This window comes from Gracilibacillus saliphilus, from assembly GCF_010994085.1.
GTDB classification, from domain to species: Bacteria; Bacillota; Bacilli; order Bacillales; family Amphibacillaceae; genus Gracilibacillus; species Gracilibacillus lacisalsi.
Map to the genome: position 1 here is coordinate 80,592 of NZ_WJEB01000008.1, position 18,875 is coordinate 99,466.

Below are 18,875 nucleotides of genomic sequence, written 5' to 3' on the forward strand. Positions count from 1 at the left end.
CAACAATTTTTTCTACTATGTATAAATGGAAAACCATCTTTATTTTACTTTAAAAAAGACAAATAGAAAAGTGATACTCATTAAAATTCATGAAAATGTCTAAAAATAATTAAAACCAAGCATAATGATCAGAATAATTAAAATAAAAACACCTGCCACTTGTAAGAAAAATTGCTTTTTTAATTTACCAAAAGTAATCCAAGAAATACTATTAATAAAAATCCACAAATAGGTGATCCACCCTAATTTAATATGGTCATTCATCCATAATACAGTAGCAAATAAAAACACTACAAAAAATATCATAATAGCAAAAGAATTTTGTAATCCACTATGCCGCGAAAAAATCTTCATCATCGCGAACGCGATACAGAGTGTGAGAACGATACCAATTATTTGTACCAAAAGATTATCGGTAAATTGAAAAATGAAAAATGGCAATAATATCAGTAAGGTGTCCAAAAAATAAAACAGTAAATAATAAGGTGTTTGTTTCGTTTCTTTATTTCTCTCTGATAGCCCTTCACCTTCCGTATAAAGAGCTAGCAAAAAATCACAATACTGATTGGGTAACAATTGATGTGTTTTCCAGTAATTAATTTCGTTAATAATTGTTTGCTTACGTTCTTCTTCCATTAATACCATCTCCAAGTCAGAACCACTTTAACCATTATATCGGATAATTAGATGAAACATTGATAGTCTACGCGAAAATTTAAAATGAACTATCTTCTGTGAAAGAAGATAGTTCATTAATCACACTTAAAGATTTATTCCAAGAAATCTTTTAAACGTTTGCTGCGACTTGGATGACGTAATTTTCGTAATGCCTTTGCTTCAATTTGGCGAATTCTTTCACGAGTCACGCCAAATACCTTACCGACTTCTTCTAATGTTCTTGTTCTGCCATCATCTAAACCAAAACGCAATCGAAGCACATTCTCTTCACGATCTGTTAGTGTATCTAAGACATCTTCTAATTGTTCTTTTAATAACTCATATGCTGCATGATCTGACGGTGATGTAGCTTCTTGGTCCTCGATAAAGTCTCCAAGGTGTGAGTCATCTTCTTCACCGATCGGTGTTTCCAAGGATACAGGCTCTTGAGCAATCTTTAAAATTTCTCTTACCTTGTCAGGTGTTAAATCCATATCCTTCGCAATTTCCTCTGGTGTTGGTTCTCTTCCCAGATCCTGTAGTAATTGACGTTGAACACGAATCAGTTTATTGATTGTTTCTACCATATGAACAGGAATTCTGATCGTTCTCGCCTGGTCGGCAATTGCTCTTGTAATAGCTTGGCGAATCCACCAGGTTGCATAGGTACTGAACTTAAATCCTTTACGAAAATCGAATTTTTCTACTGCTTTTATAAGGCCCATGTTACCTTCTTGAATAAGGTCTAAAAACAGCATACCGCGCCCCACATAACGTTTGGCGATACTAACAACTAAACGAAGGTTTGCTTCCGCTAACCTTTTTTTAGCGTATTCGTCACCTTCTTCGATTTTCTTTGCAAGATCAATTTCTTCCGAGGCAGATAATAAATCAACTCGACCAATTTCTTTTAAATACATACGAACTGGATCGTTAATTTTAATTCCTAACGGTACACTTAAATCATTTAGGTCAAATTCTTCCTCTTTTGACAGCTGCTGCATGGTAGGATCTTCATCTGAATCTCCTATCACTTCAACACCTTGTTCATTCAGGTACTCATAGAATTCATCCATTTGGTCAGATTCTAAGTCAAAATTTGATAATCTTTCTGCTACTTCCTCATATGCTAATACACCACGTTTTTTACCTAATTCCAATAATTGGTCTTTGGCCTGCTCAACTGTTAATTCAGCTTCTTTTGAACGTGACGGCTTGTTTTCTGCCATGAGTGCCCCTCCTTCCAAAACTAACTCCAATTTTTCGATTGTTGTTTTATCTTTATAATCTCCATTGCTACTTTAGCTGCTTCTTTTGGATCTGTTTTCTCTAACTGTTTCATTTGTTGTTGTAGTTGTTTAATTTTCTCACTGTCTGTCTGTTCTGATTGAATAAGATGGATATAATCTTGCAGCTCCTTCTCTGATATTTCCCAAGAATAATCCATCATTGATAACTCAACAACTGTTTGTTGAAGATTTGCATCTTCCAGATATGTTAAGAAATGACTGGGATCAGGTGGATTCCCTTCCTCATAATATCCGTACAAATGGGTTACAATAATTTGATGTTGCTCTAAATTGAACTTAGATCCAATTGTTTCTCTGACTTTTTCTGCAATGTGAGTATTTTGTAACATGAATGCGATCAATCGACGTTCTGCATTTTGATATGCTGGCGGTAAAACATTTAACTGTTTCGGTGTATATTTCTGTTGATTTCCACCATTAGTATTACCAAACCTAGCATGGTTATCATCATTTTTTTTGATATTTCGCATTTGAGACATTAATTCTTGTGATAAAGCATCATAAGAGAGATTAAACTCTTCTGCTAATTCTCGTATATAATGATCTCGTTCAATAGAACTATCTAACTGTGCAATTTCCCCTATTACTCTTTCTACATATTGCAGTCGATCTCCTTCAAGTTTTAAATTAAAATTCTTTTTTAAATATTTCATGAAGAAGACCATTTCGGTATCTGCTGTTTCAATCACTTCTGTTCGAAATTTGTCACCGCCATACTCTTGTATATATTGATCTGGATCATAATTATGAGGTAATGTTGCTACTTTTATGTTACAATCAACTTTTTTCAACAACTGAATAGCTTTATACGTAGCATTTTGACCGGCATCATCACCGTCATAACAAATGAGAACTGTATCAACATACCTTCTTAAAAGACTGGCATGTGATTCGGTTAAAGAAGTCCCTAATGATGCTACGCCATTTGTAACACCAGCCTGATAAGCTGCAATTACATCCGCAGAGCCTTCAAAAAGTATGACTTCTCCTTTTTTCCTAATTTCACTTCTAGCCAGATCAAAGTTGTAGAGTAATTTACTTTTCTTAAACAATGATGATTCGGGACTATTCAGATATTTAGGTTGCTGATCTGAAATAGTTCTTCCTACAAATCCAACTGTTTTCCCTAAATGATTACGAATTGGAAAAATAACTCTTGCTTGGAATCGATCATAATAGGTCCCTTCATTACCCGCCGTTAATAATCCGGCATTTGCCATTCTCTGTTTGTGGAAACCTTTATTCTCTAAAAACTGCGCAATAAAATCTCTTGATGTTGGCGAAAAACCAACTTGAAACTGATCGATTGCCTCATCTGAAAAACCTCTATCATATAGGTATTCCAAAGCCTTTTTTCCATCTTTTGTATGACGTAATAAATGATGGTAAAGCTTAACCAACCACTGGTAAGCATCTAAAATGGTCTGTTCTTCGTTATTAACCCTTTCATTTGCTGGTTCTTTCAATTCAGGAATAGACTGACCAGATTTTTCAGCTAAATATTGAATAGCCTGTTGAAAAGTATATCCTTCCATTTCCATAATAAATGTTATGACATTGCCACCTTTGCCACAACCAAAACAATGATAAATTTGCTTATCTTGATTAACGGAAAAAGAAGGTGTATTTTCAGAGTGAAAAGGGCAAAGTCCAAAATAGTTGCGGCCTTGTTTCTTTAATTGAACATATTCTCCTACAATATCAACAACATCATTAGCATGACGAAGTGATTCAATCGTTTCATCTGATACTTGATTGGCCATTTTTTATCACCATTTCTTACAACTACTCAGTATAAGGTTCGACAATTTTCTCATCCTCGGTATAAACAACAGCTATTACTGTGTGAACAGTACAGCCTCTTGTTAACATAATACCCTCCAACTTAGATATGATAAACACCATATTAGAATAATTAATACTACCCATATGATGACAATAAATTGCCGAATAACAAAAAAGTCCTTACGGATACATTATTCTACACAAAACCGCAAATTCCTGCTAAATTTTGAAAAAATGTTTTCTTTCATTAATAACATGTGGTGAAATGTCTAGCAAAACCTTATTATATTAGTAAGTAATATACATTTTATTGATAATATAAACATTTTCACAAAATATAATTATAATACATAAATAAAATATTTGCCAACATCTTAACTTATATTATTCACTTGCCTTGTTATCATGTAAATCCCAATAAGGCTGATTGATCATATTTAAAATAATATTAGCTGTTTCTTCGACAGCTTTATTCGACACATCAATCACAGGACAACCCAGTTGATGAATAATCTTATCAAAATAATCTAATTCAGATTCGATTCGGTTTAAATTTGCGTATGCAGCTTGATCATCCAGTCCAAGACTTTTCAGTCGTTCCTTCCTAATTCCATTTAATTTTTCAGGACTGATTCTTAACCCAATACATTTATGGGTAGGAATGTTAAATAAGGAAGAAGGCGGTTCTACTTCAGGAACGATCGGTACATTTGCAACCTTCAATTGCTTGTGTGCTAAATATTGTGATAACGGGGTCTTGGACGTTCTGGAAACTCCAATTAATACAATATCTGCTTGTTCTACCCCTCTTGGATCTCTGCCATCATCATAGCGAACTGCAAATTCAATAGCTTCCACTCTACTAAAGTAATCTTCATCCAGCTTATGAATAAGTCCTGGCTCTTGTTTGGGTTTCTTTTGAAATTTTCGTTCCATTGCCTGGAGCATCGGACCCATTATATCCACACATTCGACATTTTTATTCACGGATTCCTGGATTAAAAACTCTCTGAACATTGGGTTGACTAACGTGAATCCAATCATTGCACCTAATTGTTTTGCGTGGTAAACAGCACCACGCAAAACTTCGATATTTTCTACATAGGGTATGCGGTATAAATCATAGTCATTTTCACTCATAAATTGACTGAGTGCTGCTTTTGTTACTAATTCTGCTGTTTCGCCAACTGAATCAGAAACAACATAAATGATTGCTTTTTCCATGTACGTGATGTCCTCCTCAGTCCGCCTAAATCTGCGTCTGTTTCCACTGGACTTTGGTTAAATCTGCAAATTGATAAATTTCATCGGCAATTACTTTCAATAAAGCTAAACGATTATGACGAATCTGTTCATCATCAGCCATTACCATTGTATTATCGAAGAATTGATGGATAGGCTCAACCAATGGTGTTAATTGTTCCAGTGCTTCTTTGGCATTTTTCTTCACCATTGCCTTGCGATATGGAGCTTTTATATCTGAAAATGATTGATATAATTGGTTTTCCTCATCTTTTTCGAAAAGTTTTGAGTCAACAGTTACGTCTCCCTCGGCTTTCATTGCTAAATTCATTACACGGACGAAAGCTTCTTGTTTATCTTTAAAATCAACGTCTGTACGTCTTTCTTTCAATAATTGTGCTTTTTCTAGTACTAACGAGAAATCTGATAATTCATTGACAAGAACTGCCTCTATAATATCAGCTTCAATGTTTGCTTCTTTCATAATATATGCAGCACGTTGTTTGAAAAATGATTCTAATTGTGTTAATACATGAGATTTTTCTGTTGTTGAAATATTTTTGGCATCAAATAATCCAAATACCTTTTCGATTAATTGATTAATATTAACATCCCAGCTATTATGTTGGTTAATCTGTAAAATACCTAGCGCTTGTCTTCTTAAAGCATAAGGATCTTGAGAACCACTTGGTATCAAGCCTACCGCAAAACATCCAACAATTGTATCGATTTTGTCAGCAATACTTACAACAGATCCTACCACACTAGCCGGCAATTTATCATTGGCACTTCTCGGCATATAATGCTCCTCTATTGCTTGTGCAACGGCATCATCTTCACCAAAAATTGTTGCATATTTTCTTCCCATTATACCTTGCAGCTCCGTAAATTCATTAACCATGTTGGTTACTAAATCAAATTTGCTTATCTTCGCAGCTCTTTCGATTTGCTTCTTTTCCAGCTCGGGTAAATTTAATTCAGTTGCAATAATTTCACTTATTTCTGTTACTCGTTTCACCTTGTCTGCAATTGTACCAAGGCTTTCTTGAAACACCATGCGATCTAATTGTTTTAAGTTATTATCTATTGATTGTTTCTGATCCTCTTCATAGAAAAACTGTGCATCCTGTAGTCTTGCCTGTAACACCTTTTCATTACCTCTTGACACCGTACCAATGTGATCATTTGTACCATTACGCACACCAATAAAATACGGTAATAACTGATTATCTTCCGTTTGAACAGGGAAGTAGCGTTGATGCTCTTTCATAGAGGTAATTAGTACTTCTTTTGGTATATGCAAAAATTCCTCACTAAATTGGCCAAAGAATACAGTTGGATACTCTACTAGATGCGCTACTTCTGTTAGTAAATCATTATCAACAGGAATATCCCATCCATTTTCTTGTTCCAGTTGTTTAATACCTTCAACAATCATTTGTTGTCGTTTCGTTGTTTCTGCGATTACATATTGCTTACTTAATAGCTGTGAATAGTTAGATGGTGTTTTTATTTCTATTTTTCCCCCTAAAAAGCGATGGCCGAAGCTGACATTACTTGTCTGGACACCTGCAATCTCAAAAGGAATAACATTTTCATCTTGTAAGGCTACTAGCCATTTTATCGGCCGAATAAAGCGCAAGTTTTGATCAGCCCAACGCATATTTTTAGGGAAATTTAAGCTGAGAATAATATCTTTAAAATCCGGTAACAACTCTTCCTGTGTTTTACCTTTTAAAAATTTGTTTACAAAAACATATTCTGTTCCATTAATTTCTTTTACATACAGATCATCTACAGACTTTCCTTGACCTTTAGAGAAGCCGATCGCAGCTTTCGTCCAATTTCCTTCATCATCCCGTGCAATCTTCAAGGCAGGGCCTTTTGCTTCTTCTTCTTGATCGGCTTGTTTGTAGTCTAATCCTTCAATCAGTACAGCAAATCTCCTTGGAGTTATATATGTGGTTAGGTTTTGATAAGCTAATCGAATGGTTTTAAGCCATTCGATCGTTTTATTCTTTAATTGCTTTTCCGTATCATTCATAAAACGAGCTGGCATTTCTTCTAAACCAACTTCAAACAAAACATTAGTTGTTTTCATCACGGTTTTCTTCTCCTTTCAACATCGGGAATCCAAGTCTTTCTCTTTCTGCTACGTATAACTTAGCGATCTCTCTTGCTAAATTACGGACACGTCCGATATATCCCGTACGCTCTGTTACGGAAATAACACCTTTTGCATCTAATAAATTAAAGGTATGAGAACATTTTAGAACATAATCATACGCAGGAAAGACTAAATCTTTTTCCATTGCTCGCTTTGCTTCTTGTTCATATGTAGTGAACAATTCAAAAAGCATGTCTGTATCAGATTCTTCAAATGTGTACTTAGAATGTTCAAACTCCGGTTGATAGAAGATATCTCCAACTGTAACTTCTTTTGTCCATTCTAAATCAAATACATTCTCTTTATCTTGAATGTAGGACGCTAATCGTTCGATGCCGTAAGTGATTTCAACGGCTACCGGTTTCGCTTCCAGTCCACCAATTTGTTGAAAATAAGTGAATTGTGTTATTTCCATACCATCTAACCAGACTTCCCATCCTAGCCCAGCTGCACCTAAAGTTGGGTTCTCCCAATTATCTTCAACAAAACGAATATCATGATGCTTAGGGTCAATTCCTAACTTTTCTAATGATTCCAGATATAGTTCTTGAATATTGTCTGGGGATGGCTTCATAATCACTTGGAATTGATGGTGTTGGTATAATCTGTTTGGGTTTTGCCCATAGCGACCATCTGCAGGTCGACGTGATGGTTCTACATATGCTACGTTCCAAGGTTCCGGACCTAGACTACGTAAAAGGGTCATAGGCGACATCGTTCCGGCCCCTTTTTCAACGTCATATGCTTGCATTAAGATACAATTTTGATCTGACCAATGCTTTTGTAAAGTTAATATCATCTCTTGAATATTCTTCATCAGTACATCCTCCTATGTATAGACGGTTTGATAACAATTTTAATAAGAAAACTTTAAACACATAATGCGAACTAGTGAAAATACTATTTGTTTGAACGGTCACTTATGAAGTAATTTTGACATTTATCGTGATGATAACCGGCACTCCGGCTGCCCACTTCCCTTTCCGTGGGGTTTGCCCTTCAGCTAACGTTTTCGAGCATAACCCGCTCGAAAAAGTGGATCTTCAGGTCAAACAATTCCCACAGGAGTGGAAGTGGGTGGCCTTCGCTAAGATTTGCTCCACAACGCTAGTATGAAGACGCATCGTATTTCTGTACACAATGGATTTTTCCATTGAGCCATGTTACAAAAGCTTTCGCGTCTTCCAGACAAAGAACTGGCAAGCAAACGTTCTTAGTTTTCTACTCACCCATATTTTGAATGGATGAGTAGAAATCCATGTCCACTTCATTTCGCAGTTTATGCATTATGTGTTATAGATGAGAGAGCAATAGAAAAACCCGTCCCTATGCCTTATCCATTGATAAAGCATAGGGACGGGTTTGCCCGCGGTTCCACCCTATTTATCGCCTAAAAATAATAAAGACGACCACTTTCGTAAAAGCTGCTCCAGAGCGCCTTCCTGATTTTGACCTTGTTCAGCTTCCACCACCCTGAACTCGCTTAAAAGACAATGAATCAGTACTACTCTCTTTCTTAGCAATCCGCTATTCATTTCATTTTTACATCATACGCAAGATTAAACCAATTGTCAATTATAATTTATCATTTAACTGATTCATCTGTTTCAAAAATCTTTTAGATTTCAAATAATAACCGCCATGCTCCTCGTAATATTGGTCCATGATTCTCTGCAAAATCATTTTATTTTCAGTTTTCACTGAAATATTCCCGATTTGTTCCACTTCAACCCAAGCGAATAACGCCATTAGTTTTGCTACTTTTTCAGGTATCGAAATCGCATTCTCATCTAATCGTACACAATTCCTGCATAACAACCCACCATTTGAAATAGAAAATACCTTTAAATCTTGGGGGTTTCCGCATGAAACACATTGTGTCACTACAGGAGCGAACCCTGCTTCTTTATACATTTTCCATTCATAGATCATTGTTAATATCTCGGGATCCTTATCATCATTTATTCGCTCAATTGTATGTAATAATTGCTTATAGACAAATGGGTTATACTTTTTAGCCTCGACCAATTTATCCGTTAATTCTGCTAAATAACTTGTATATGCGGTTTTAAATATATCTTCCCGTATTTTACGAAAGGAAGTGATCACTTCGCCTTGCTGAATTGTAGCAAGACTTGATCCTGGCTGAATCAGGAATAAACCATGAATAAATGGCTGCGTAATAGCAGCCATTCTACTTTTGGTTTTCTTTGCACCTCTTGCTATGGCACCAACTTTTCCTAATGTTGGTGTTAATATGGTCACAATTTTATGTGTTTCCCCATAATCCTGTGTTTTCAAAATGAAGCCTTCAACTTTTTCAAACACAAGCTTCACCTTTCCCTTTCACGCTAAAAATGAGTATCCTTTAACAACGAATCGTCAATCTCTTCTTCTTCCTCAAAATCATCTGACTCAACTTGTTTCATCCATAAGTAAGCTTCAATATTGCCTGTTTGACTAAAAATTTTCCATGGTACATCGATCACAATAAACCTCACCTTTCCTTATGGTAATCTTTCATTGTGTTCAATATTAGATTTTCCTGAAATCTTCATTCAATTAGTAAAAATATTTACCATGTATCAAACTACAAACAACAACTTATCAAACATTTACTGCTGAGATGTTCCATCTTATTTTAATATTCATCCTGATTAAAACCAAATTCACTTAGTTGATGTGGTTTATTCCGCCAATTTTCTTGCACTTTCACCCATAACTCCAAATAGACTTTCGAACCTAATAATCGTTCGATATCTTGTCTAGCTCGTTTCCCAATCTCTTTTAACATTTGACCTTGTTTACCAATAATAATACCTTTTTGTGATTTTCTTTCAATCACAATGGTTGCTTGTACTAAGACTTTTTCATCCTCACCGCGATTATCAATCCCATCTATTACTACAGCAACAGAATGAGGTACTTCTTCTCTCGTTAATTGTAAGACCTTCTCGCGTATTAATTCACTAATGATAAATCGTTCCGGATGATCGGTAATTTGATCATCTGGATAATATTGAGGGCCTTCGGGAAGATGCTCTGTAAAGACATCCATTAAATGATTAACATTATTTCCCTCCAAAGCTGAAATAGGAATAATTTCTTTGAACGGATACTTGTCCTTATATTGGTCTATAAGTGGTAGCAGCTGATCAGGATGAACAAGATCAATTTTATTAATGACTAAAAAAACAGGTTTTTTGATCGATTCCAAGCGGTCCATGATATACTGGTCACCCATACCATAGCCTTCATCCGCATTAATCATAAACATAATTGCATCTACTTCGTTTAAAGTATCCTCCGCTATTTTCACCATGAAATCTCCTAATTTATGCTTAGGCTTATGAATTCCAGGGGTATCAATAAATACGATTTGTTTTTGCTCATCAGTGTATACACCTTGAATTTTATTTCTGGTAGTTTGTGCTTTATCGCTCATAATAGCAATTTTTTCACCAATAACATGATTCATAAAGGTCGATTTTCCTACATTTGGTCTACCAATAATGGCTATAAATCCTGATTTGAAATTGTTATGCATAACTTTTCCTCCGCTTTAAATCCTGTTGCTTATCTATAACATAATAATACTATATCTTCTCTGAGATTTCATACTTTCGACAAAACTAGTGGTAAAGTTTAAAAATATGTGCTCCTATAGTGTAAATCACGATACTAATCGTCCGTAAAACCTCCGTAAGGGAATGTTCTATTTATGACAAAATCTTTGGTGCAAAAATGAGACAAGCAATGATGATTGCCACAATGGCAGTAACTAAGACCGCGCCTGCAGATATGTCCTTGGCAACTCCTATCTGAGGTCGATGTTCAGGCTCCAAATAATCTAAAGCTCTTTCCAAAGCAGTATTCATCATTTCCATACTTATAACCGCACCAATCGTCAAAAACAAAATAGCCCATTCTATCACGGAAATAGAATAGAGAACCCCAGCAATTAAAACAATGGTTGCTGCAATAAAATGAATTACAATATTCCGTTCTGACAAAATGGCAATTTTCAAACCGTTCAATGCATACCGCAAACCAAAATGAAACTTATTTTTCTCGCGATAATCCGAACCCATTTAATATCTCCTCTTGTCTGGAAAACATTTTTCTTTCATCCTCTTCATTCATATGGTCATAGCCAAGCAAATGTAAAAAACCATGTAAAGCTAAGAATCCTAATTCTCTAGATAAGGAATGATTGTATTCCAAAGCTTGTTCATCTGCTTTATCAACCGAAATGATAATGTCTCCTAAAGTTACAGGAATATCAGCGCCTATGATCCTTATCTCTTGATCAACTTCTTCTTCAAGAGCAAAAGATAAGACATCTGTTGGTTTATCCAGTTCGCGATATTGTTTATTTAACTGTTGGATTTCATCATTATTGACAAATGAAATGGACAACTCTGAATCAACTGCAATGTTTTCCTGTTTCGCAGCATAAGTAAGCAATTGACTAATTAAATCCAAATGTTCCTCTGATACTTTTTCTGTTTCATCATGAAAATCAATTTCCATTTCTATTTCGCCTCCTTCATGTTGGATTCCTTAGGGTACTGAATTCGAGAGTGGTAGATACCTTTTAATGTCTCACAAATTACTAATTTCATTTGTTCTAATTCCTTAAACGTTAAGGTACTATCGTTTAACTGACCGTCTAATAATCGATCTTCAAAAATAGATGATACAACTTTTTCAATCTCTTCCTGAGTGGGATTAACCAATGATCTTGCAGCTGCTTCAATGGAATCACAAATCGAAACAACAGCAGCTTCTTTCGTCTTTGGTTTTGGACCCTCATATCGAAAGTCGTCTTCATTGACTTTGTCATTCCGCTCTTTCGCTTTATAATAAAAATACTTCAATAAAGTCGTGCCATGATGCTGTAAGGCAATATCAATAATCTCGTTAGGTATTTTTTCTTTTTTTAACAGCTTTGCACTATCGACTGGATGCTGTAAAATGATTTCTGCGCTTTGATAAGGATCAAGATAATCATGGGGATTTTTCATTCCCATTTGATTTTCTATAAAATAATGAGGCCTGATTGTTTTTCCTAGGTCATGATAATATGCTGCAACGCGAGCTAGTAAACCATTTGCGCCAATCGCTTCACAGGATGCCTCACTTAAATTAGCTACCATGATACTATGATGGTAGGTTCCAGGGGCTTCAATTAACAACTTACGTAATAATGGTTGATTAGGACTTGATAAAGCTAAAAGCTTTGTATCTGATAAAATCCGTAATCCCGTCTCAAAGAAAGGCAACATCCCCATTGTTAGTACCGTAGCAAATATAGCTGAGAGAAATCCATATCCACTTAAAGATAAATAGTCCAACCACGAATATTTTTCGAAGGATAAGAATAAAAATAAACAGATTGTTACCATATTAATGACGGACGTAGCTAATCCACTTTTAATAATCGATCCTCTATCTTTAACTACTGACAAGGAGAAAATACTGGCTAACTGAGAGAAGATAATAAAAATTCCAGCTTCCATATTTAACAATCCTGGAATATCCGCATTAAAAATGACACTGCCAATCACACCATAAAATAACGACATAACTATAGCAATTCGTTCGTTAACTAAGATTTTTAATAACATAGATACCGTGGCGACAGGGGTAACTAAGTATAAAGGATTGACAGAGGTTGTATAAAAACTTACTACTTTCATCAGTAACACAATAAAAATGCTTAACACGCTAACTGCCAATAATTTACGAAAATGAAAATTAGACCTTTTCATATGGTGGCTTAATTCAAAAAACAAAAATAAGCCAATTAATGTAACTAACAGGAATAAACCAATCATCGGATAAAAATTCCGTTCTTCGTTTAAAAGGCCTGTAACCTCAAGCTCTTCATATAATTCATTCGTAATCAGTTGTCCTTCTTCAACAATTACTTCTCCTGCTCGTATCATCACGGGCTCAACACTATTTCTCGCTTGTTGTTGCGCTTCATTAGTTTGGTCAGCAGAAAAAAATGAATTAGGTTGTATACTAAAGGCAATGAGGGGCCGTAAAGCATCCACAAAAGAAGAATCTAATGTTGAATACGTCAGTTTCTGTTGAGCTGTCTGAATGGCTTGATCCACTTCTTCGACCTTAATGCCATTATAATACGCATCATATAATGCAGTCGTAATTAATTCCTTTGCTAACACTCTTTCTTCATTTGTCGCTTGGAATAATGCTCTAAACGTAGCTCTATCAACTTCAAGAAGTAGTTGATCGTGAACTATATTTTCAAGATAAGTAATCTTTTCTGAAACAGAATCAAGGGTTTCTTCCTCCGAATCTAATTCGATATTTCCTGATTCGATTTTGTCTATCGCTTCAAAAACCTCATTTATATATGTAATTTGTTCTTCGGTCACTTCTTCCGAAATTTCGAAATGATCCTCTACAGCTTGGACTACTTCTCTAATCCTCCGTTCCGTTTCTTTGGTATTCTCGATCGTAATAGGGGAACGAATAGTTTCACTAGCTGTAGAAAACTTTTCTATATCATACGTTTCTGTATGAACATTTTGGTAAGTTACAACAAAAAAGATGCTCGCGATAGCAATGCATGCTGTAACTAATTGAATTTTATTATACTGAAAAAAAGAAACAACTTTTTGCTTTAACCACCAAAATTTTTTCATTTCGATTCCCCCATCTCTTGGGCTTTCCATTCGTAAATAGTTTTAGAAGAGAGTGACCTTAACTTTCACGGCACCATCCATACGTGAGACCCCAAAATGATGGAAGTCCCACTTCATTTAATTATCATATGCTTCAATAATTTTTTGTACTATTGGATGTCGTACCACATCAGATTGCGATAAATAAACAATACCGATACCTTTCATATTGGCTAGTTTTTCTTTTGCCTCCGTTAAACCTGATTGAACTCCATGCGGCAAATCAATTTGAGTGACATCACCAGTAATCACCATTTTGGAGCCGAAACCTAAACGCGTTAAAAACATTTTCATTTGGGCATTGGTTGTATTTTGAGCTTCATCTAAAATAACAAAAGCATCGTCTAGCGTTCTACCACGCATGTAAGCAAGGGGAGCAATTTCAATCGTTCCCCTCTCGATCAAACGCATCGTATGCTCGGTCCCCAATACATCATGTAAAGCATCATATAAAGGTCGTAAATAAGGATCGACTTTCTCCTTTAAGTCTCCCGGTAAGAAACCTAAACTTTCTCCTGCCTCAACTGCTGGTCTTGTTAAAATAATACGCTTTACTTTGCCATTTTTTAGTGCGTGGATAGCCATTACTACAGCCAAGTATGTTTTACCAGTACCCGCTGGACCTATCCCGAAGACAAGATCATTCTGTTTCATCGTCTGCAAATAATGGCGCTGCCCTAAAGTTTTTACACGGATGGATTTGCCTTTTGCATTTTTTGTAATTTCATCTTCAAACAATGTTTCTAATTGGTTAATTTTACCTCTCTTTGCTAGGTCTACTGCATAAATAACATCACGCTCTGTGATCGTAATTCCTTTTCTAATAATAGCCAACAATCCATTTAAAACTTCTTGAATAACTTTTACATCTGTATTACTACCAGAAACACTAATTTGCTCACCACGAGAAGTAATCGATACTTGCAATTGTTCTTCTAATTGCTTTAAATGTCGATCTTCTGTGCCGAAAAGTGTTAATGCTTCATTAGGATTTTCTAATTGTAAATCAATCATCTTTAGATCTTCTGACATAATCAATCTCCTTGAGTAATTGGTTGTTTCTTTGCAATATTTTCTAGTACAGTATAATACAAGGTTAATTTTACTTTACCACTCTCTACACTTTCGTGCAAAACTTTTTCATCCGTAATTTCTGCATCATGTGGAATTTCTCTCATTAACTGTCTTTTGCCTTGTTCTAATGCAATTTCCTTTGCTTTATCTTCACTAAGTTGTTCCTCTTTCAACTCTGCTTCATATATTGTTTGGTTTATATAACTGATTGGGAGTTTCCATCTTAAAAAATAAAAATTTTTTTCTTCAATATCGACTTGATAATGTTTATATTCTGGATTTTTAAAATTCCAGATCGGAATTAAATATTTAGAAGCATGTAAATAATGTTTTTGTTCCGTTTTACCATTGAGTACTTGATACTGGTTGTCCAACGGTATGGTCACTTCACTTTTATACCATACTTTAGCAATTACCTCTCCTTCTGCTGCCACAGGCTTTCGTTCTTCTTCATCATCTTCCTCCGACTCATTTAGATATGCAGAGACTAAAATATCTCCAGGATAGACAACATCATTGGTTCTTACAAGAGGTTGTCCTCTTGAAACAAATAAATCTTCAATAACTCCTTCTTTTGTGGCTACTAGGTGTCCTGCTGCTTCCTCTTCTTCTTTTTCGACTATTGTCTTTTCAACACCTTCGAGATGAAAAGCAGATCCACTCTTTTTAACACCAATCCATAATAATTCTGGAACATCAGTTAGTAACTGTTTTTGGATAGAAGCTGGTGATTCTATATTCCACTGAAAGCTACCCTCTTCTACACCATATTCTTCTAATTGTTGGATGACTTTGCTTTCAATTTCTTCATCCAAACCTGATACATCAATTCGCCAAACGATATTAGACAAGAAAAAAATAACTGCCATGGCAACAAAGAACCCGATTAATAGTGGTTTTTGAAAAAGTAAGTGACGAAGAAAAAAAGGTAGTCCATTTTTCCCTTTAAAATATACTTTGTAAATTGTTTTTCTTTTTACAACCCTTAGTTTAGGCAAATCAGATAATTTTATTTTCCCCAATGCAATTGTTTCACTCTTTTTTTTGATATCCCAGGATGGAATATGATATTTTGCACACAAATCGAAAAAATGCTCTGGATACTGACCTTTAATTTCAATAGTGATATATCCTGATAACCAATTTTTGCGTTTGAAAAACATAAGCCCTTCCCTCCGAATTCAGACTTTACGATTGCTCAAAGGTGACATCTTTTATATTACCTTCTAGTAAAATGTCTTTATCTATCATTGTTTTCAATACAAAATCTTCTCCTTTTATTCGAACATGTCCTTGGTGAACTTTTAAAAGCAATTCGGTAGAAGAAAAGATGATAAGGCCATGATGATTTTCTATGTACGCATGAATGGATCCGATCATTGTGATCCGCGGCAATTCTAGCGTTACTTCAGAAGGCAAATCAAATGTACGTGTAAAGGCAGTCATAAATTTTTCTTTTATCTTTTTCACTGTTTATATGCCTCCCCTCAACTACATTCTATGAAAATATACAAATTTAAGAACAGTTATACACAACTGATGAAAGACAAATAAGAAAAGCGCAGAGCGCCCGCTTAAAAACGTAGCGGCTGGAGCTAATCTACTGAGATAAAGGAATCACTGAGAAAAGCGAACCGATGATGACTTATCGTAGGGCGATTCGTGAAGTCGCCTAGTTTTTGGGCGCTCGGAGCTAGACATCTGCGCAAATTTTATACTTTCTTTACAAATAAGAAAAACCGGGAAAGCCCACCCGGTCCTGTCCAAAGTAGTTATTTTGACATGAATAATAGGCGTAACAACCGCTGCGGCTTGCCCACTTCGCTTTCCGTGGGCCGTGTCTTCAGCTAACTTTTGTAAAGAAGATCGCTTTACAAAAGTGGATCTTCAGATCACGCTGATCCCACAGGAGTCGAAGTGGACGCCTACGCTAATGAATGCTCTACAATGAATGTACTCGCTGACATTCCAATTTTTTAACACTGGTTAAGAAAGCTCGAGAAGTGAGCAGTCACAATCGTTGTAGAACAGTTTCATAGCGGAGGCCGTCCACTTCCACTCCTACGGGATGATTTTCGACTAAGATCCACTTTGGTAAGTACTCTTTGCTTACCAAAGTTAGCTTAGACGAAAATCCCGTGGAAAGGGAAGTGGACAGCCGCAGCGATGGTTTCCTGTACAAGCCATTTCAAAATGGCAACAGCTTGACCACCACTCTAATATATACGAGGTAGTAACTTGGCTTATTCCACCGTGGCGAGTTCAAATACAAGAAAATTCATAATTCTCTATAACATAAAAAAAGCCGAATGGTTTCCCATTCGACTTTTTTAACGATAGCTCCGATAATATTTTCTTTTTTGATAGGCGCGTGGCGGTCCCAATACTTCTGACATAATAATACCTTGAGCTATTCCTTTTGATGTTAAGTTTTTTTCAACTGATAAAGAAATCTGTTCTTTACTGTCTTTTCGATACGCTCTTGGCGGCGGACCATCCTTTATAGCATCATGCTTACCTAGCTGCTGGTCTTTCGATTTATCCCGAATATTTTCTGCGTGTTGGATTTTTTCCTTTAATTTTTCCATTTGCTTTTCCTTTTGTTGAGCAAATGTCTCTTGTCCAGAATCAGGATTGGTATCGATTGTTTGAAAATCAGGAACAGTTTGTGCTGTTGTTGTTTCGGTTCTTGGCTGTTGCGTATGACCAGTTTTTTGTTGAACAGGTCTTTGTGGTCTCTTTTGGTTCTGCTCTTCATCTTTAGATTTTGACAGACCGAATAGCCAAAACAATATTGCTATTATCGGAACAATAAAACTTAACAATTCATCCATTTACATCTTCCTTTCAGGGGCTATTCAACAGTTATTAGCAATTTACGCCATCTAACCAAGAAAGCCCCTATGAGGATTCTTACTTGTTTTCGTCTTCTTCGTTGTCTGTTTCTGTTAATTTACCAATAGAATCACGCATATCTGTATCAGCATCAATATTCTTATAATTCATATAATCCATGACACCCATATTGCCAGAACGCAAGGCTTCTGCAAGTGCCTTTGGTACATCTGCTTCTGCTTCGACCACTTTGGCACGCATTTCTTGAACTTTTGCAACCATTTCTTGTTCCTGGGCAACTGCCATTGCACGACGTTCTTCTGCTTTTGCTTGAGCGATGTTTTTATCTGCTTCTGCTTGGTCTGTTTGTAAAATCGCACCAATATTTTTACCGATGTCAACATCGGCAATATCGATTGATAAGATTTCAAAAGCAGTACCAGCATCTAATCCACGGTTTAAAACATTATGAGAAATAGAGTCAGGATTTTCTAATACTTTCGTATGTGCTTCTGAGCTACCAATAGTACTTACAACACCTTCACCAACACGGGCAATAACTGTATCTTCACCAGCACCACCGACGAGTCGATCAATGTTTGCTCTAACAGTAATTCGTGCTTTCGCTTTTACTTCAATACCATCCATTGAAATACCTGCAATAAAAGGTGTTTCAATTACTTTCGGATTAACACTCATTTGTACCGCTTCTAATACGTCACGACCAGCTAAGTCGATCGCAGCACAACGCTCAAAACTCAACTCAATATTTGCCCGTTGTGCAGCAATTAACGCATTAACAACTCGGTCAACATTACCACCAGCTAAGAAGTGGCTTTCTAATTGGTTTGTCGTAACATCTAACCCTGCTTTGTGCGCTTTAATTAGCGGGTTAATAACTCGCGAAGGAACAACCCTTCTCAAACGCATCCCAACTAACGTAAAAATACTTACTCTGACACCTGCTGCAAGTGCACTAATCCACAGCATTACCGGAATAAAGGTAAATAGAATAGCAACTGCAATTACAATCAGCCCAATAATAATAATTGGAAAAATATCTCCAAATCCTTCCATACTACATCCTCC

The 18,875-nt window shown here is 35.9% G+C and carries 17 protein-coding genes and 1 other annotated feature; all 17 genes read right to left on the bottom strand.

Features of this window, described 5'->3' with window-relative positions:
- Positions 1 to 99 precede the first annotated feature (99 nt).
- A complete protein-coding gene (locus GHT08_RS09515; RefSeq protein ID WP_238343539.1) occupies positions 100 to 651 on the bottom strand; it encodes a hypothetical protein in 552 nt (183 codons plus the stop codon).
- 119 nt (positions 652 to 770) lie between these two features.
- Entirely contained in the window at positions 771 to 1,886 is a 1,116-nt protein-coding gene (gene rpoD, locus GHT08_RS09520) for an RNA polymerase sigma factor RpoD (RefSeq protein WP_018931604.1), read from the bottom strand.
- Between the two features lie 20 nt (positions 1,887 to 1,906).
- Positions 1,907 to 3,730 carry a DNA primase gene (gene dnaG / locus GHT08_RS09525; protein WP_163581186.1) on the bottom strand — a complete coding sequence of 608 codons (1,824 nt, stop codon included), beginning with the start codon at positions 3,728 to 3,730 and terminating at the stop codon, positions 1,907 to 1,909.
- 406 nt (positions 3,731 to 4,136) lie between these two features.
- Positions 4,137 to 4,976 (bottom strand): pyruvate, water dikinase regulatory protein, encoded by an 840-nt coding sequence (locus GHT08_RS09530; protein WP_163581187.1) that lies wholly within the window; start codon positions 4,974 to 4,976, stop codon positions 4,137 to 4,139.
- A gap of 25 nt (positions 4,977 to 5,001) precedes the next feature.
- Positions 5,002 to 7,095: a glycine--tRNA ligase subunit beta gene (gene glyS, locus GHT08_RS09535; protein ID WP_163581247.1), complete on the bottom strand. Its 2,094-nt coding sequence runs from the start codon at positions 7,093 to 7,095 to the stop codon at positions 5,002 to 5,004.
- Positions 7,082 to 7,978: a glycine--tRNA ligase subunit alpha gene (gene glyQ, locus GHT08_RS09540; protein WP_163581188.1), complete on the bottom strand. Its 897-nt coding sequence runs from the start codon at positions 7,976 to 7,978 to the stop codon at positions 7,082 to 7,084. The genes glyS and glyQ overlap by 14 nt, the downstream gene beginning before the upstream one ends.
- A gap of 532 nt (positions 7,979 to 8,510) precedes the next feature.
- Positions 8,511 to 8,688 (bottom strand) — a binding site (T-box leader).
- 48 nt (positions 8,689 to 8,736) lie between these two features.
- On the bottom strand, positions 8,737 to 9,489 hold the full coding sequence (gene recO, locus GHT08_RS09545; protein ID WP_163581189.1) for a DNA repair protein RecO: 753 nt from the start codon (positions 9,487 to 9,489) through the stop codon (positions 8,737 to 8,739).
- A gap of 23 nt (positions 9,490 to 9,512) precedes the next feature.
- Positions 9,513 to 9,650 (bottom strand): YqzL family protein, encoded by a 138-nt coding sequence (locus GHT08_RS09550; protein WP_163581190.1) that lies wholly within the window; start codon positions 9,648 to 9,650, stop codon positions 9,513 to 9,515.
- Between the two features lie 152 nt (positions 9,651 to 9,802).
- Complete coding sequence (era, locus tag GHT08_RS09555; RefSeq protein WP_163581191.1) at positions 9,803 to 10,708, bottom strand: GTPase Era; 906 nt, start codon at positions 10,706 to 10,708, stop codon at positions 9,803 to 9,805.
- 172 nt (positions 10,709 to 10,880) lie between these two features.
- Complete coding sequence (locus GHT08_RS09560; protein WP_163581192.1) at positions 10,881 to 11,252, bottom strand: diacylglycerol kinase family protein; 372 nt, start codon at positions 11,250 to 11,252, stop codon at positions 10,881 to 10,883.
- The gene (gene ybeY / locus GHT08_RS09565) at positions 11,224 to 11,694 is read right to left on the bottom strand and encodes an rRNA maturation RNase YbeY (protein ID WP_163581193.1); all 471 of its coding nucleotides are present in this window, start codon (positions 11,692 to 11,694) and stop codon (positions 11,224 to 11,226) included. The genes GHT08_RS09560 and ybeY overlap by 29 nt, the downstream gene beginning before the upstream one ends.
- Before the next feature lie 2 nt (positions 11,695 to 11,696).
- On the bottom strand, positions 11,697 to 13,838 hold the full coding sequence (locus tag GHT08_RS09570; protein WP_163581194.1) for an HD family phosphohydrolase: 2,142 nt from the start codon (positions 13,836 to 13,838) through the stop codon (positions 11,697 to 11,699).
- A 117-nt stretch (positions 13,839 to 13,955) separates the two neighbouring features.
- Positions 13,956 to 14,909, bottom strand: coding sequence for a PhoH family protein (locus GHT08_RS09575; protein WP_163581195.1), 954 nt, complete (start codon positions 14,907 to 14,909; stop codon positions 13,956 to 13,958).
- 2 nt (positions 14,910 to 14,911) lie between these two features.
- Complete coding sequence (gene yqfD, locus GHT08_RS09580; protein WP_163581196.1) at positions 14,912 to 16,114, bottom strand: sporulation protein YqfD; 1,203 nt, start codon at positions 16,112 to 16,114, stop codon at positions 14,912 to 14,914.
- 25 nt (positions 16,115 to 16,139) lie between these two features.
- Positions 16,140 to 16,421 (bottom strand): sporulation protein YqfC, encoded by a 282-nt coding sequence (yqfC, locus tag GHT08_RS09585; protein ID WP_163581197.1) that lies wholly within the window; start codon positions 16,419 to 16,421, stop codon positions 16,140 to 16,142.
- Positions 16,422 to 17,281: 860 nt separating this feature from the next.
- Complete coding sequence (locus tag GHT08_RS09590; RefSeq protein ID WP_163581198.1) at positions 17,282 to 17,785, bottom strand: hypothetical protein; 504 nt, start codon at positions 17,783 to 17,785, stop codon at positions 17,282 to 17,284.
- A gap of 79 nt (positions 17,786 to 17,864) precedes the next feature.
- Positions 17,865 to 18,863 (bottom strand): flotillin-like protein FloA, encoded by a 999-nt coding sequence (gene floA / locus GHT08_RS09595; protein ID WP_163581199.1) that lies wholly within the window; start codon positions 18,861 to 18,863, stop codon positions 17,865 to 17,867.
- Positions 18,864 to 18,875: the final 12 nt, after the last annotated feature.